The following is a 13854-nucleotide window of genomic DNA, read 5'->3' as shown; positions in this document are numbered from 1 at the left end:
CGGCAGGGTTTTCGGTGCTCCGTCGCGTACCGTGACACATGGGATACGACGAGGTCACGTACACCGAAGTCGAACCGCGTGCGCCGGGCATGTACTTCCTCCGTGACGCGCTCGGGTCGGAGTCGCTCGGCGTGACGGTCGTGGAGGCCGACGACGGTTGGGACGGGTTGGAACACGATCACGCCGACGGTGACCACGAGGAGGTGTACCTGCTTCTCGAGGGATCCGCATCGCTCACCGTCGACGGCGAAACGATCGAGCTAGCCGCGGGGGACGCCGTTCGAGTCGATCCGGAGTCGACCCGAACGCTGACCTTCGACGCCGACGGCTCCCGAATGGTGATCGCCGGCGCACCCTGAGATGGACGTCGTCGGCGATCTCCTCGCACGTTCTCGCCGCTCGCGGGACGTCGCGCTCGTCACTGCGGAGGGAAGCGAGCGGACGTATCACGATCTGATCACGAACGCGTACAAGGCGGCGAACGTGCTGCGGTACCTCGGCGCACGCGAGGGATCGACGATCGCGATCGACCCGGAGCCAGGCGTCCACACGACGCTCGCCTTCCTCGGAGCAGCACGGCTCGGCGCGACCGTCCGATTCGATCCGAGCACCGGTATCGACGCCGGCGACCGGGTCGTGGTCGCTCCCCTCGACGACGAACCGGCACTCGACCCCGATCCGGGAACGAACCTCGTCGTCTTCGGCGGATCGCCCGACAGACCGGAGACCACTCACTGGGAGGCGGAGCTGTGGAGCGAGAACCCGGGGACACCCCCGAGTGGGGTCGGTCCCGACGATCCCGTGATACGCACGGGTCTCTCGAACACGATCGATACCGTCACACACCGATCGCTGCTCGAGGCCGCGGGCGACATGGCGGCCGCACACGGGATCGATACCGAGGCTCGGGTCGTGCTCCGGACGAGTTTTGCCGACCCAGAGGCGGTCGCAGCCGGTATCGTCGCTCCACTCTCGCGGGGTGGGACGGTCGTGCTCGCCGATCGAACCGCAACCGACGGGACGCCACGGGGTGACGTTGCGGTCGTCGCCGACGCCGACGCCGATGTTCCCGAACCCCGTCGGGTCGTCGTTTCGACGGCCGATCGGTTCTGAGCTGGGCCACCGGTCGCGGAGCCCGCCTCTGTGCCGCTCAGTCGTTCGCGGCGGCCGCCTGTGCGCGCTCCGTCCGTTCGTGAAGCAGACACGACGAGGCGTGTCTGTCGTCGTGTCTCGTTCGTTCCGGGACGGATTCTTCACACGGTGTCGTGAACGTCTCGGACATCACGTCGGCCGCGCCTTCCAAGTCGTCCTCGACGACACGATCGAGCGCCTGAGCAAGCGATCGCTCCACGTCCGTCGACCCTAACTGCTCCGGGATATCGAACTCGGAGCGGATCTGTGACCGAACCCTGTCGTCGCCCGCAGCGTTCACCCCCTCCTCATCCGTTGGCAGGTTCTCGCGTATCTGTTCCACGTCGATGTTACCAGCCTCCAGTCGGTCACGCAGGTTGAGGATCCCCCGCCAGTTCGCCTGATCGAGGTCGATCCCATCGGGCTGGATCACGCGATGGCACCGGGTGTGGAACCGGCACCCGCTCGGTGGGTTCGACGGGCTCGGAACCGTTCCCTTCAGCTCGATCCCGCCGGCGGTCGACCGGGGATCGGGTGTCGGTATCGCGGACAACAGCGCCTCCGTGTACGGGTGCTGGGGGTCGGCGAACAGCTGCTCGGTCGGGCCGATCTCGACGATCTCGCCGAGATACATCACTGCGACGCGGTCGCATATCTTCTTTATCACCGACATGTCGTGGCTGATGAACAGCAGCGACAGGTCGAACTCGTCCTGCAAGTCGTCGATCAGCTTGAGGATCTCGGCCTGGATCGAGACGTCGAGCGCGGACACCGGTTCGTCGGCCACGATGAAGTCCGGGTTCAACACGAGCGCGCGAGCCAGCGCGATCCGTTGTTTCTGTCCCCCGGAGAATTCGTGCGGATACCGATCGTAGTCGGATGCGGACAGCCCGACACGCTCGAGGAGGTTCTCGACGATCGCCCGACGGCGATGTCTATCGGACATCCCGTGGACCTGTAGCAGCTCCCCGACCGCTGCCCCGACCGTCATCCGCGGGTCGAAGCTCGACGACGGGTCCTGAAAGATCATCTGGGCGTCGCGCCTGAACGCTTTGAGCTCCGTCTCGGAGAACCGAGTGATGTCGTTCGGGTGTGACCCGTCGGCGTTTCGCTCCGCGCCCGCTCGCCCGCCACCGTTGAACACCACCTCGCCCGCAGTCGGCTCCTCCAGCCGGATTATCGAGGTGGCTGCGGTCGATTTGCCACAGCCGGACTCGCCGACGAGCCCCAGCGTCTCGCCGGGCGCGATGTCGAAGCTGATCCCGTCGACCGCGCGTGCGGCCCCGACCTGTCGGTTCAACAGTCCCTTCTTGATCGGGTAGTGCTTTTTCAGGTCGCGGACCGAGACGAGCGGTTCGTCAATCATCCGCCGGCCCCACCCCTTCGGTTTCCGACTCCGTATTCGGGATACCCTGCCGGACGACCGAATCGTCGCGGCCGGGGCGGTAGTGGACACAGGACGCCCACTGGCCACGGTTCACCTCGATCTCCTCGGGTTGACCCCCGTCCCGACACTCGGGTTCGGCGTGGTCACACCGGGGAGCGAACCGGCAGCCGTCCGGGGGATCGATCGGGTCCGGCAACGATCCCGGTATCCCGCCCTGGTTCCCGCCGATATCGGGAAGACAGTTCAGCAACTGCTGGGTGTAGGGGTGTGCCGGCCGGTCGAACACGTCCATCACGTCGGCTCGCTCCATGACTTTCCCCGCATACATCACGACGATCCGGTCCGCGATCTCCGCGACGACCCCGAGGTCGTGGGTCACGAACAACACGCCCATGTCGAACTCCTCCTGTAGGTCGTCGAGTAGTTTGAGGATCTGCGCTTGGACGGTGACGTCGAGTGCCGTCGTCGGTTCGTCCGCGATCAGCAGGTCGGGGTCCCCGACGAGCGCCATCGCGATCATCACGCGCTGTTTCTGGCCGCCGGAGAACTCGTGGGGATAGTCGTCGAACCTGGAGCTCGCGTTCGCGATACCGACTTTGTCGAGCAGGTCGACCGCCTTCGCGCGAGCCTCCTCGTCCGAGACGTCCCGGTGGATCTGCAGCGCCTCGGCGATCTGCCACCCGATCGTGTAACAGTGGTTCATCGCTTCCTGTGGGTTCTGGAAGATGTGGGCGATCTCGTATCCCCGGATATCACGGAGTTCAGGCTCGCTCATCTCGAGCAGCTCTCGTCCCTTGAACCGGACGGACCCATCGACGTGGCCGGGTGGGGATTTGATGATCCGGGTTATCGACTCCGTGGCGACGGTCTTGCCGGATCCGGACTCGCCGACGATACAGACCGTCTCACCGCTTTCGATGTTGAAGTCGATCCCATCGACCGCCGTCAGTACGCCGTTATCGGTGCTGAACGTCGTCGTGAGGTCTTCGACCTCGAGCAGTGGTGGTTCGGTGGACATTATTCGTTCTCAGCCTCCGCTTCGGGGTTCAACGCGTCCAACAGCGCGTCACCGAGGAAGTTGAACGCGAGAATGGTCAAGAACAGGACGATACCGGGTGCCAACACGATCCACGGGGCGAACGCGAGGTCGCTCCGTCCGGCGGAGATCAGCTGTCCCCACGAGGGGATGTCAGAGTCACCGATCCCGAGGAAGGCGAGCTGCGCCTCCGCCAACAGGAACCCCGGGATGAGTAGCGTCAGCTGCGTGATGATGCTGCTGGCGGTGTTCGGGACGACGTGGCGTCTGATCACTTGGTAGGTGCTCGCCCCGCTGATACGGCTTGCTTTGATGTACTCCTCCTCCGATACGGAGAGCGACTTGCTGCGGACGTACCGCGCGGTACCTCCCCACGCGAACAGCGAGAACACGAGGATGAACATCCCGAGTCCGGCCCCGTAGATGTAGAGAATGAGCAGGAACATCAACAGCGTCGGGAACGAGAGGACGATGTCGACGAACCGCATGAGGATCTCGTCGACCCAGCCACCCGCGTAGGCGCTGACAGTGCCGAACGAGATCCCGATCGCCGCGACGATCGTCGTCGTAATAAAGGCGATCTGCATGCTGATCGTCATCCCGTACACGATGCTGGTGAACACGCTCTTGCCGCCGCGGGTCGTTCCGAGGGGATACTCCCACGTTCCCTGACACTGGCCGTTCACGATGTCGCCGACACAGGTCGCGACGTTCGCGGCGTCGACGGTGAGATACACCGGCGGCTGATGGCCGATGAGGATGTCCTGCTCGGGCGCGCTCATCACGAGCGGGCCGAACAGGCCGCCGACGAACACGATCCCCAGCCAGATGAGGCTCACCACCGCCGGCCGGTTCCGCCTGAACTCCTTCCAGTAGTACATCGTCATCCGCGGGTTCTGATACAGCGGTAAGACGAGGTACCAGAAGAACAACAACAGGGTGAACAGGAAGAAGTAGTCGAGACTCTCCAAGTTCCTGCTCAGCCCGATCATCTCGAACGTATCCGTTCTGTCTCCGATGAACCGCCAATCGTACAGCCCCAACAGGACGATCGGGAGCGACGTGACGAGCATGCCGATCGTGTTGATCGACAGGTCGAATCGCCCGGACCGTGAGAGCTCGCTCCAGTCGACCTGGTCGAAGCGTTCCGGTTTCTGTGTTGCCATTGTATCGTTCTAATTACCTATCATCGTAGCTGATCCGTGGATCGAGAACGGTGAACACGATGTCCTCCAGCAGGTTTCCGACCACCGCGATGAACGTGAACGCCAGCGTGGAGCCGAGAACGAGGTTCGTGTCCTGCGCGATGAGCGCGTTGAACGTCAGCCGACCCAGCCCCGGAATGCCGAACACCACCTCGACGAGCAGCGAGGAGCCGAGGAACAGCGCGAGCAGCTGACCGACGAGCGTCGTCGACAGCGGGACCAGCGTGGGGCGCATTACGTGGAATGCGTACGCACGCAAGGGAGAGACTCCCTTTGCTTTCGCCGTCTTCATGAAATCGGAGTTCTGGAACTCCGCGGACTCGTTGCGTGACACGCGCATCGTCGCGCCGATCGATCCCGTCACGAGCACGAACACCGGTATTATCAGCTGATTCGCGTTCGCGAGGCTAAACGTGGGAACGCTCGTGTCGTACACGACGGGTATCAGGTCCAACCACACTCCGAATATCAACAACAGGATGATCCCGAAGAAGAAGTTCGGGATGGCGTATCCGAAGAACGCGAACCCGGTTGCGGCGTGGTCCTTCCAGCTGTACATGTTCGCGGCCGAGTAGACGCCGACCAGCGGACCTAACAACACGGTAAGGATCGTCCACGGGATCGAGTACTGTGCGGTGTAGAACAGCCCCTCCCAGAGCGCTTCCGTGACGGGCTGTGACCGCGAGTCGGCCCAGCCCCAGTCGAGGGTGTACACGCTCTGAAGGAAGTCCAGGTACCGCACGTACAGCGGCTGATCGAGCCCCCTGAGCTCGCGCTCGCGCTGTGCGGCTTCCGCTGGGTCACCACCCTGTAGCGCGGCCTGTGTCGCCGCTTCCCGAATAGCGGGGTTCGGCGCGGCCGCGAGGAGGACGAACGTAATCGTTACGATGATAAGCGATACGACTCCCGCCCAGAGTACACGTGCGCCGACGTACCTTCCGAATCCCATTGATATGTATACGTATGAGTTCTCGCGGGTGGAGGGAACGGCTTACTCGTCGAAGTGCCAGGACGGTAGGTCCCACCCGTTGGAGAAGTTCTCGATCGGGCCGCGGAGGTCGGGGTTGTAGCCGATCAGGTCGTCATCGAACAGCAGCATGATGTACGGCTGCTCCTCTGCGAGGTTGATGAACAGTTCGTCGAGCGCATCCTGTAGCTCGTCACGGTCCGTCGCGGTCCGGGCCTGTTCAAATAGTCCCTCCGCGTCGAAGCCGGGATAGTAGCCGACAGGGTTGTACAGCGCGTTCGGCCCGTCGAAGAACACGTCTCCAGTGAGCGGGTTGCGCGGGTAGGTGTTCAGCCCGAACACGAGCGACATGTCCCACCCCTCGTTCGACGTGACGGAACGCGGGCCACCGTTCCACTGGCTCGGGGCCTCCCACTCGACCTCTTCGCCGTTGACGGTATCCGTTCCGCCTTCGGCTTCCATGTTCCAGTACTCCGTGTCGAAGCGGGTCCCGTCGATCGCCTCGACAGTGACGTCGATCCCCAAGTTCTGGCCGAGCTCTTGGGCCACGAACTCGGCCGTGAGCTGTTCGGTCTCCTGCCCTGCGCTGTGGTAGATATCTAGTTCGACCTGGTCACCGTCGGGGTTGACCATCTCGTCCCCGTCGAAGCGGTAATCGTAGTCGGACTCCGCGAACGCGTCCTCCGCGAGGTCACGGGCGTAGTCGCGACCGTACTGGTCTCCGGTACCGAAGGTCGGCATTTCGTCGTCGCCGGGGTAGAACTCGGAGAACCGCGGCTGCCAAGTGAAGTGCGGCTCGGCGAGCCCGCGGTAGACGCCTTCGATGAGGTCGTCCTTACTGATCGCCGACGCGAGCGCCTGGCGGAATGGAACGTACCGGAACAGGTTCCCGGGGCCCGCGTTCCAGCCGTTATCCCGCATGTTCACCGAGATGATCTCGTTGTACGGTTGCGGGATCTGTCGGACGGTGACGTCCTCGTTTTCGACGTATTCTTGGTACCGTTCCGGCGGGATCCCGGCGGAGTCCGCCTCGCCGGTCTCGAGTGCACCGAGCCGAGAGGCCTGTTCCTCGACGATGCTGATCGACGCGCCCTCGAAGTACGGTGCCTCGTCGAACAGGTTCGGGCCCTCGTCGATCCCTTGGATGTAGTAGTCGTCATTGCGGCTGTACACCGTTCCGTCGCCACGGTTCCACTCGTCCATGGTGAAGGGACCGAGATTCCCCGTGAACTGCAGCTCGAGGAGCTCTTCGTCCTGCTGGAGTCCTTCCGCATCCTCTTCCTCGACGTACGGTTCCAAGAGATCCATCGGGATCGGGTACAGGAGCGGGTCGAACGATTCGGGGTACAGTAGGTCGGGGTTCGGTAGCTCCGCGACGAACTCGAACTCCCCGGTCTGTTCAACGTCGACGCCGTCCCAGTTGGCGGAGTTGACCGAGTTCGCCCAGTCGCTTTGGTGGATCTCCTGTATGAGATACACGAAGTCCTCCGCGGTCACCTGTCCGTACGGGTCGCTGAACTCCAAGTTCTCGCGGACCGTGAACGTCCAGGTCTGTCCGTCTTCCGTCTCCATGTCGTACAGCAGCGGGAAGAACTCCTGATCGGCGTCGAACGTGTACCCCTGATCCAGCGCGCGACCGATCGCCACGCCGGCACCCGCCTCGCTGTTATAAATGGGGTTGAGCGTCGTGAATCCGGACGCGGCCGTCACCGTGTCGTAGCTCCCGACGACGTCCGGAATATCCTCGTCATCTCCGATCCCGTCCTCGCCGTCGTCGTCAGCCGCCCCATCGTCGTCATCGCCATCTCCGGGGTCCGTCTCGTCCGCACATGCCTTGTTGAACGCAAGACGGCGACGAGGTAGGGTCGATTGTTTGTAGTCTCAAGCTGTCAGAGGCGCGTTCTTACCGTCAGAAGATGCAGTAGCTGTTACTGACGGCGGTTATCGAAGGGTCAAAACTATGGTATCTTGCTTCGTTGTGTCAGTGACGACGGCGATGCCTCTCCCAGATACGTCCGGAGAAAGGGAGCAGGCGGCGAGGCCTAACTCGCCGCCTGCGTGAGGTTATGTACGATGCACTTCCGCGTGAGCTCCCGGAACTGGCCGTGCCAGCTCCGGGAGCGCAGCTTCTCGCCGTCGTCTTCCTTCAACTGCGAGAACCCCGTTTCACTCATCCACCGCTGGTTGTAATCCTCGTTCATCCGGGCGTTGTGAGCCTTCTGCAGCGGTGTCTGCTCCCTGTGCTTGATCAACGGTCGCGTTGAGTTGGAGCGACACTCCTCACGGAGGTCGCTCCACGAATAGTTCGCGTCAGCAGACAACACACGCAGGTCTTCCGCGTTCCGGCGGAAGACCTGCATCCCGATGTGCCCGTCCCACGCCTTCTGAGTCGTGAAATGAACGTCCTTGATCGCCAGCGAGTTCACGTCGATCAAGATCGTCGTCTTCATCGACTGGAACGAGTAATTCGCACGGTCGCGGTAGTGGTAGCTGGTTTGATCGCGCTGGAAACCGCTCGCATCAATCGCGGCTTCACCACTCCAGCCCGCCTGCTCCGCCGAAGTGCGGAGCAGGCGGCGGAGTTCACGCATCCGGTACTCGTTTTCCCACCGACAAAACGAGCTGTAGTGCGGTGCGTCGTCGAGATCAAACACGGCGAGAATACCGGGCATCTCGTTGAGGTAGTCTTCAGTCTCACGGAGACTCTTTTCGAGCTCGACGCGGTACAGAATCAACGCGATCTGTACCCACTCGGCGTACCCGTCCGCGCCGTCCGGCGCGGCGGGTACGTCCGGATCATCAACATGCTGTTTGGCAAGATCTCGACACATCCAAGCAAGCCGTCTGAGCGATGCCATATCGCCAGACGGCGTCCATTTCCCGGTTAATCTGGCGGAAGATCACAGTAAGAGCGTTTGAGACTGTCGTCACTAGGCGGCAAAACAAGGCATCCGCACAACCGGCAAGAGTGACGACTCCCCCGAGACCGAGCGCGGAGAGCCACTGGCGTCGGTTGAGGCGGTTTTTGCTGTCGATACCATTCGTGTGTCGTCGTGACATGACATATGGCAGTAAGCCTATACATAAAAATCCTCACCTTTAGTAATGGATCATTTCCTCGTATTTTTGTAGAGCCCTTACTGAATATTCGATCAGAGAGCAGCCACTGAACTCATGTCAGACATACATCACTCACAGCGGGTCGGCGTCCTCGCCGATTCACAAAACCTGTATCACACTGCACAAAGCCTCTACTCGCGGAACATCGATTACTCCGCGCTCTTGGAGGAAGCGGTCCGCGACCGCTCGCTCGTCCGCGCCATCGCATACGTCATCCGCGCGGACTCCCCAGAAGAGGAGAGCTTCTTCGAGGCGTTACGCGACATCGGGTTCGAAACGAAGATTAAGGACATCAAAACGTTCGCCGACGGATCGAAAAAGGCCGATTGGGACGTCGGAATGAGCCTCGACGCGGTCACCCTCGCGAACCACATCGACACGATGGTGCTCGTTACCGGCGACGGCGACTTCGCCCGTCTCTGCTCGCACCTCCGACACGCCGGTGTCCGCGTCGAGGCTATGGGCTTCGCGAACTCGACTGCCGACGAGCTCGTCGAGGCCGCCGACGAGTTCGTCGACCTCGCCGAACGCCAAGACCGGTTCTTATTGTAATCACCCGGCTGCCGCCGGGCGGCCGAACCGCGAGTTCACTCCATTGCGAGCTCACAGCATCACGAGTTCACTCCATTGCGAGCTCACAGCACGGCATCGACGATATCGGCGACCGCCGCGGCCGCGACCGCAACCTCTCGGACCCGAACGTACTCCCGCTCGGCGTGTGCGACCGCGCCGTGGTCGTCCGCGAGATCCCCCGGACCGAACACGACCGTCGGCGCGGGAGCGAAGTACGACGCTTCCGTCGCCGCACCGAACGGTCGGATATCGCCGCCGCGTTCGGCCGGGAGGCCGCCGTTCCGGCACGCGGAGCGAGCCGCTCCCGCAACCGTCTCGACGAACGGGTGGGTCGGCTCCGTCGAAAACGCCTCCAAGAACGGTGACGCCCGCTCGGTGAGCTCGAAGGCGACCTCGACATCGCCGACAGTCGCCGACCGAACCGCGTCCGCGAGCTCGGTACGGAACCCTGCCGCCGTCTCCGGCGGGACGCTCCGCCGGTCGACGGTGATCGCACAGTCTGCCGGTACCTGGTTCGTCGCCGAGCCGCCTTCGATGACGGTCGGCGTGAGCTTCGGTGCGCCGAGCTGCGGGTGGTCGTTTGCCCCGTCATCGAACGTCCGGATCGCGGCGAGCGCGCCCTCCGCGGCCGCGACGGCGTTAGCGCCCGCGAACTCCGCAGCGTGAGCGGCCACCCCGGAGAGCTCGACTTGCCCCTGAAACCGTCCCTTGGCAGCCGTACAGACATCGAGACCCGTTGGTTCGCCGACGAGGAACAGATCGCCATCCAGCCGGTCCGTCGTCCCCGGGAGCCGGCCGGTGAGCGAGGCCGCACCGAGCGAGAGCGCCTCCTCGTCGGGCGTGACGGCGAGGGTGAGCCGCCCCGTCGACGGCTCCGACGCGAGGAACGCGTAGAGGAGCGCCGCAAGCGGCCCCTTCGCGTCACAGGACCCGCGCCCGCGGATCGTGTCCGCATCGCCCTCCGCGTCCCGCTCGAACGGGACGTGTGGCGTCACCGTGTCGATGTGCGTGTTCATCACGAGATGCGGCCCCGCGTCGGGGTCGGCGGACACCTTCTGGGCGAGCACACAACCCGCGTCGTCGACCGTGGCGTCGACGCCGAACCGGTCGAGCGTCGAGCAGAGGAGCTCGCGCATGTCGACGACGTCCTCGTGGGAGGGGGTACCGACGGCGGTTTCGAGGAATTCGACCGGGTCGAACTCAGTGGCGTCCAGCGGGAGGTGTCCGTCCGAACCGCCCCAATCGCCCCGTTCACCCGAGGCGTCTCGGTCGTCCGCCGTCATCGCGGGTCCGCGTCGACTCGTCCCTCGAACTCGCGGGCGACGGGGCCGGTCAGGGTCGCGTGCTCGCCTGCCGGGACCGTGATCCGCAGCTCGCCACCCGGCGGGCGGAGGCCGACGCGCTCGCCCTGGATCAGCCCGAGGCGCGCGGCGACGGCGGCGATCGCGACCGCCCCGGTCCCACACGATCGGGTCTCGCCTTCGACGCCGCGCTCGAAGGTCCGTTGATCGATAACCGGCGCTTCGCCCGCATCCGTTCCGCGTCCGCCGACACCGCTGTCGACGATCGCCGCGAGGTTCACGTTCGCTCCCTCGGGGAAGACGTCCGCGTGACGGACCGGTGGGGCGACCGACGCGAGATCGACCCCGTCGATCCCGCCGGGCGCGTTCCGGCCGCCGTCCACGAACGCCACCGCGTGGGGAACCCCAGTGTTCACGGCGCTGATCGTCAGTCCCCCGACGCGCTCCTCGATCAGGGGTTCCTCCCGGTCGACCGGCACGTCGTGCGGCGCGAACGACGGCGTCCCCATCTCGATGGTCGCGCCCGTCCCGTCCTCGGTCACGGTCGCGCGTCGGGTGCCGGCCTGCGTGTCGATCATGAACTCGTTGTCGCCGGTGCGGTCGTGCGCCCACCGGGCGACGACGCGGGCACCGTTACCGCACATCGCGGCGGTGGAACCGTCCGGCTGGACGAGCGTCATCACGACCCGAGTCGGCCGATATCGCTCCTCGATACTCAAAAAGAGGACGCCGTCAGCGCCCCGTCGACCCTCGCTGCCGCCATACGTCGCGGGGTCGATACCAGTTTCGCGGTCGCAGTACGTTCGTGCGAACGCCGCGCGGTCGCCGACGCCGTGGGTGGCGTCGACGACGAGGAAATCGTTCCCGGTCCCGTGATACTTCGTGATCGGGACGGCGTGCGTGCTCATCGGCTCGCCCCCCCTCGTTCGGTATTCGATTCCCCTCCCACCGCGTCAGTTCGCCCCGTCGCCTCGCGCTCGACCGTCGTGAGGTCCGCGAGTCGTTCCCGTCGTCGAACGAGCGTCGCGTCCCCGTCTGCGAGCGCGACCTCGGCCGGCCGTGGTCGCGAGTTGTATTGACTTGCCATCTCGTACCCGTACGCGCCCGCGACGCCGACGGCGAGGAGGTCACCCCGTGCCGGCCGCGCGAGCAGTCGTTCGTTACACAGGGTATCACCGGTCTCACAGATAGGTCCGGCGACCGTGACAGGGGTTGCCGAGCGGGTTTCGGGTGCGCCGGCGTCGTTGGCCCCGCCGAGGTTCCGGATCGGGTGGTACGCGTCGTACATCGCCGGCCGAAGGAGGTCGGTCATTCCGGCGTCGACCCCGACGACCGTCTCGTCGGGCGTCGGTTTCACCGTGTTGACCCGCGTCAGCAACACGCCGGCGTCGGCGACGACGTAGCGCCCGGGCTCGATCGCGAGGTCGGTCCCCGTCGGAAGCGTTCCGATCGCGTCACGGGTCGCGGCCGCGACGGCGGGTAGGTCGAGCGGTGGGTCGTCCTCGCGGTACGGGACGCCGAACCCGCCGCCGACGTCGACGTACTCGAGGTCGATCGCCGCGTCCGACCCCGACAGCGTCCGCGCGAGTTCGCCCATCCGGGAGACGAGCTCGCGGTGGCTGTCCAGCGCGTCGGGGGCGATCCCGGATCCCGCGTGCGCGTGGACCCCGACGAGGTCGAACCTGTCGGCGGCCTCGCGAGCGACATCCACGGCACGCTCGAAGGGCACGCCGAACTTCGCGGCCGCGCCAGTCCGAACCTTCTCGTGGTGGCCCGCGCCGACGCCGGGGTTCACCCGGAGACACACCCGGCCCTCGTACCCCCGCTCCGACAGCCGGTCGAGGGTGTCGACCGCGCCCGCGGTGACCGTCATTCCGGGCCGCCGGTCCGCGGCGTCGACGACGTATGCCAAGTCGCGAGCCGGGGGGTTGACCGCGGTGTAGTGGATCCGGTCGCCCGCGAACCCGGCAGCGAGGGCCCGGTCGACCTCGCCCGCGGACGCGCACTCCGCGTCGATCCCGGCCTCGCGAACCGTCTCCAAGACGGCACGACCGGTGTGTGCTTTCACCGCGTATCGGAGGTCAGCGTCGGGGAACGCGGCCCGGAGACGGTCGCAGTTCTCGCGCACGCGATCGAGGTCCTGAACGTACAGCGGGGTGTCGTGACCGGTGGCGAGCTCGTGGAGGCGACCGGCGTCCCAGTCGTCGACCCGACGGACCGACGGGTTCGACTCCGGGGACCCCTTGGTCTCGCTCTCGACAGTTCGGCCGGTTTCGAGGTCGCTCATTCGCGGAGGGCATCCTCCCGCCGGGTCGCCTCCAGCGTCTCCGCCTCGACGTCCGTCGCGACGACTGCGGGCTTGTACGCGCCGCCCTCGAACAGGTCGTGGTCCCCGATCGAGGACTCGACCATCCGCGTGAACGCCCGGCGGTCGGCGGGGAGATGGCCGTAGATTACCTCCTCCTCCACGAGATCGTAGACGGGGATTCGGGGCGTGAGGAGCGTGTTCTCGCCGACGATCGAGTTCTCGCCGACTCGGAACCCGCTCGTGACTCGGCAGCCGGCTCCGAGCGACGCGCCGGCCTCGATCACGACCGGCGCGTCCTCGACGGGTTCGAGCACCCCCCCGATCAGCGTGTTCGCGCCGAGTTTGACGTTCGCGCCGATCTGCGCACAGGAGCCGACCGTGTCACAGGAGTCGACGAGCGCGCCGTCGCCCACGTACGCGCCCATGTTGACGAACGAGGGACTCATCATGATGCAGTCGCTGCCGAGGTACGCCCCTCGGCGGATCGCGGTCCCGTCGGGGGTGTTGCGCGTGCCGCGCTCGCCGAGGTCGGCGGTGTCACGCAGTGGCAGCACGTCGTAGTACGTGACACCGCCGTACTCGCGGGGTCGTGTCTCGCGCAGGCCGAAGTTGAGGAGGATCCCCCGCTTGACCCATTCGTTGGCCCGCCACGAGGTGACGTCGTCGCCGGTCTTCTCGGCGGCGCGGACCTCGCCGGCTTCGAGCGCCTCGAGGAACGCCTCGAGTACCGCCTCGTCGCCGGTCGTCGTCTCGTCGGCTGTGAGTCCGTCCTGATAGCGGTTCCAGAGATCGGATACGTCGGATTCGAGCGTCATTGGTGTGTCGA

Annotated in this window: 12 protein-coding genes and 1 pseudogene; 3 read left to right on the top strand and 10 right to left on the bottom strand. The window is 65.1% G+C overall.

Annotation, left to right across the window (positions count from 1 at the left end; translation table 11 throughout):
- Positions 1-38: 38 nt before the first annotated feature.
- Entirely contained in the window at positions 39-359 is a 321-nt protein-coding gene (locus ACZ5TV_RS00760; RefSeq protein WP_379780386.1) for a cupin domain-containing protein, read from the top strand.
- 1 nt (position 360) lies between these two features.
- On the top strand, positions 361-1113 hold the full coding sequence (locus tag ACZ5TV_RS00755) for an AMP-binding protein (RefSeq protein WP_379780384.1): 753 nt from the start codon (positions 361-363) through the stop codon (positions 1111-1113).
- A gap of 37 nt (positions 1114-1150) precedes the next feature.
- On the opposite strand, the gene ACZ5TV_RS00750 is transcribed toward ACZ5TV_RS00755, so the two are convergent.
- From ACZ5TV_RS00750 to ACZ5TV_RS00725, 6 genes and pseudogenes are all read right to left on the bottom strand, one after another.
- Complete coding sequence (locus ACZ5TV_RS00750; protein WP_379780390.1) at positions 1151-2494, bottom strand: ABC transporter ATP-binding protein; 1344 nt, start codon at positions 2492-2494, stop codon at positions 1151-1153.
- Positions 2490-3536, bottom strand: a complete 1047-nt coding sequence (locus tag ACZ5TV_RS00745; RefSeq protein WP_379780382.1) for an ABC transporter ATP-binding protein — start codon at positions 3534-3536, stop codon at positions 2490-2492. The genes ACZ5TV_RS00750 and ACZ5TV_RS00745 overlap by 5 nt, the downstream gene beginning before the upstream one ends.
- Entirely contained in the window at positions 3536-4720 is a 1185-nt protein-coding gene (locus tag ACZ5TV_RS00740; protein WP_379780380.1) for an ABC transporter permease, read from the bottom strand. Before ACZ5TV_RS00740 ends, ACZ5TV_RS00745 begins: the two co-directional genes overlap by 1 nt.
- A 13-nt stretch (positions 4721-4733) precedes the next feature.
- On the bottom strand, positions 4734-5708 hold the full coding sequence (locus ACZ5TV_RS00735; protein ID WP_379780378.1) for an ABC transporter permease: 975 nt from the start codon (positions 5706-5708) through the stop codon (positions 4734-4736).
- A gap of 42 nt (positions 5709-5750) precedes the next feature.
- Positions 5751-7535 (bottom strand): annotated as a pseudogene (locus ACZ5TV_RS00730) (ABC transporter substrate-binding protein); the annotation flags it as partial.
- Between the two features lie 233 nt (positions 7536-7768).
- Complete coding sequence (locus ACZ5TV_RS00725; RefSeq protein WP_379780376.1) at positions 7769-8584, bottom strand: IS5 family transposase; 816 nt, start codon at positions 8582-8584, stop codon at positions 7769-7771.
- Between the two features lie 316 nt (positions 8585-8900).
- Between ACZ5TV_RS00725 and ACZ5TV_RS00720 the strand changes: the two genes are divergently transcribed.
- Entirely contained in the window at positions 8901-9398 is a 498-nt protein-coding gene (locus ACZ5TV_RS00720) for a LabA-like NYN domain-containing protein (protein ID WP_379780374.1), read from the top strand.
- A gap of 83 nt (positions 9399-9481) precedes the next feature.
- On the opposite strand, the gene ACZ5TV_RS00715 is transcribed toward ACZ5TV_RS00720, so the two are convergent.
- The 4 genes from ACZ5TV_RS00715 to ACZ5TV_RS00700 are packed head-to-tail and all read right to left on the bottom strand — an operon-like array spanning position 9482 to position 13843.
- Positions 9482-10702 (bottom strand): M20/M25/M40 family metallo-hydrolase, encoded by a 1221-nt coding sequence (locus ACZ5TV_RS00715; protein WP_379780372.1) that lies wholly within the window; start codon positions 10700-10702, stop codon positions 9482-9484.
- Complete coding sequence (gene dapF, locus ACZ5TV_RS00710) at positions 10699-11628, bottom strand: diaminopimelate epimerase (protein ID WP_464384001.1); 930 nt, start codon at positions 11626-11628, stop codon at positions 10699-10701. The genes ACZ5TV_RS00715 and dapF overlap by 4 nt, the downstream gene beginning before the upstream one ends.
- Positions 11625-13007 carry a diaminopimelate decarboxylase gene (gene lysA, locus ACZ5TV_RS00705; protein ID WP_464384000.1) on the bottom strand — a complete coding sequence of 461 codons (1383 nt, stop codon included), beginning with the start codon at positions 13005-13007 and terminating at the stop codon, positions 11625-11627. The genes dapF and lysA overlap by 4 nt, the downstream gene beginning before the upstream one ends.
- On the bottom strand, positions 13004-13843 hold the full coding sequence (locus ACZ5TV_RS00700) for a 2,3,4,5-tetrahydropyridine-2,6-dicarboxylate N-succinyltransferase (RefSeq protein ID WP_379783707.1): 840 nt from the start codon (positions 13841-13843) through the stop codon (positions 13004-13006). The genes lysA and ACZ5TV_RS00700 overlap by 4 nt, the downstream gene beginning before the upstream one ends.
- Positions 13844-13854 lie beyond the last annotated feature (11 nt).

Source organism: Halorubrum tibetense (assembly GCF_055396225.1).
Note: the sequence above shows the minus strand (reverse complement) of the source record. Positions and strands in the feature narration are given on the sequence as shown.

Excerpts from the sequence above, each read along its gene's own strand:
- ACZ5TV_RS00760 (WP_379780386.1), top strand. The coding sequence starts at position 39 with ATGGGATACGACGAGGTCACGTACACCGAAGTCGAACCGCGTGCGCCG.
- ACZ5TV_RS00755 (WP_379780384.1), top strand. The coding sequence starts at position 361 with ATGGACGTCGTCGGCGATCTCCTCGCACGTTCTCGCCGCTCGCGGGAC.
- ACZ5TV_RS00745 (WP_379780382.1), bottom strand. The coding sequence starts at position 3,536 with ATGTCCACCGAACCACCACTGCTCGAGGTCGAAGACCTCACGACGACG.
- ACZ5TV_RS00740 (WP_379780380.1), bottom strand. The coding sequence starts at position 4,720 with ATGGCAACACAGAAACCGGAACGCTTCGACCAGGTCGACTGGAGCGAG.
- ACZ5TV_RS00735 (WP_379780378.1), bottom strand. The coding sequence starts at position 5,708 with ATGGGATTCGGAAGGTACGTCGGCGCACGTGTACTCTGGGCGGGAGTC.
- ACZ5TV_RS00725 (WP_379780376.1), bottom strand. The coding sequence starts at position 8,584 with ATGGCATCGCTCAGACGGCTTGCTTGGATGTGTCGAGATCTTGCCAAA.
- ACZ5TV_RS00720 (WP_379780374.1), top strand. The coding sequence starts at position 8,901 with ATGTCAGACATACATCACTCACAGCGGGTCGGCGTCCTCGCCGATTCA.
- ACZ5TV_RS00715 (WP_379780372.1), bottom strand. The coding sequence starts at position 10,702 with ATGACGGCGGACGACCGAGACGCCTCGGGTGAACGGGGCGATTGGGGC.
- dapF (WP_464384001.1), bottom strand. The coding sequence starts at position 11,628 with ATGAGCACGCACGCCGTCCCGATCACGAAGTATCACGGGACCGGGAAC.
- lysA (WP_464384000.1), bottom strand. The coding sequence starts at position 13,007 with ATGAGCGACCTCGAAACCGGCCGAACTGTCGAGAGCGAGACCAAGGGG.
- ACZ5TV_RS00700 (WP_379783707.1), bottom strand. The coding sequence starts at position 13,843 with ATGACGCTCGAATCCGACGTATCCGATCTCTGGAACCGCTATCAGGAC.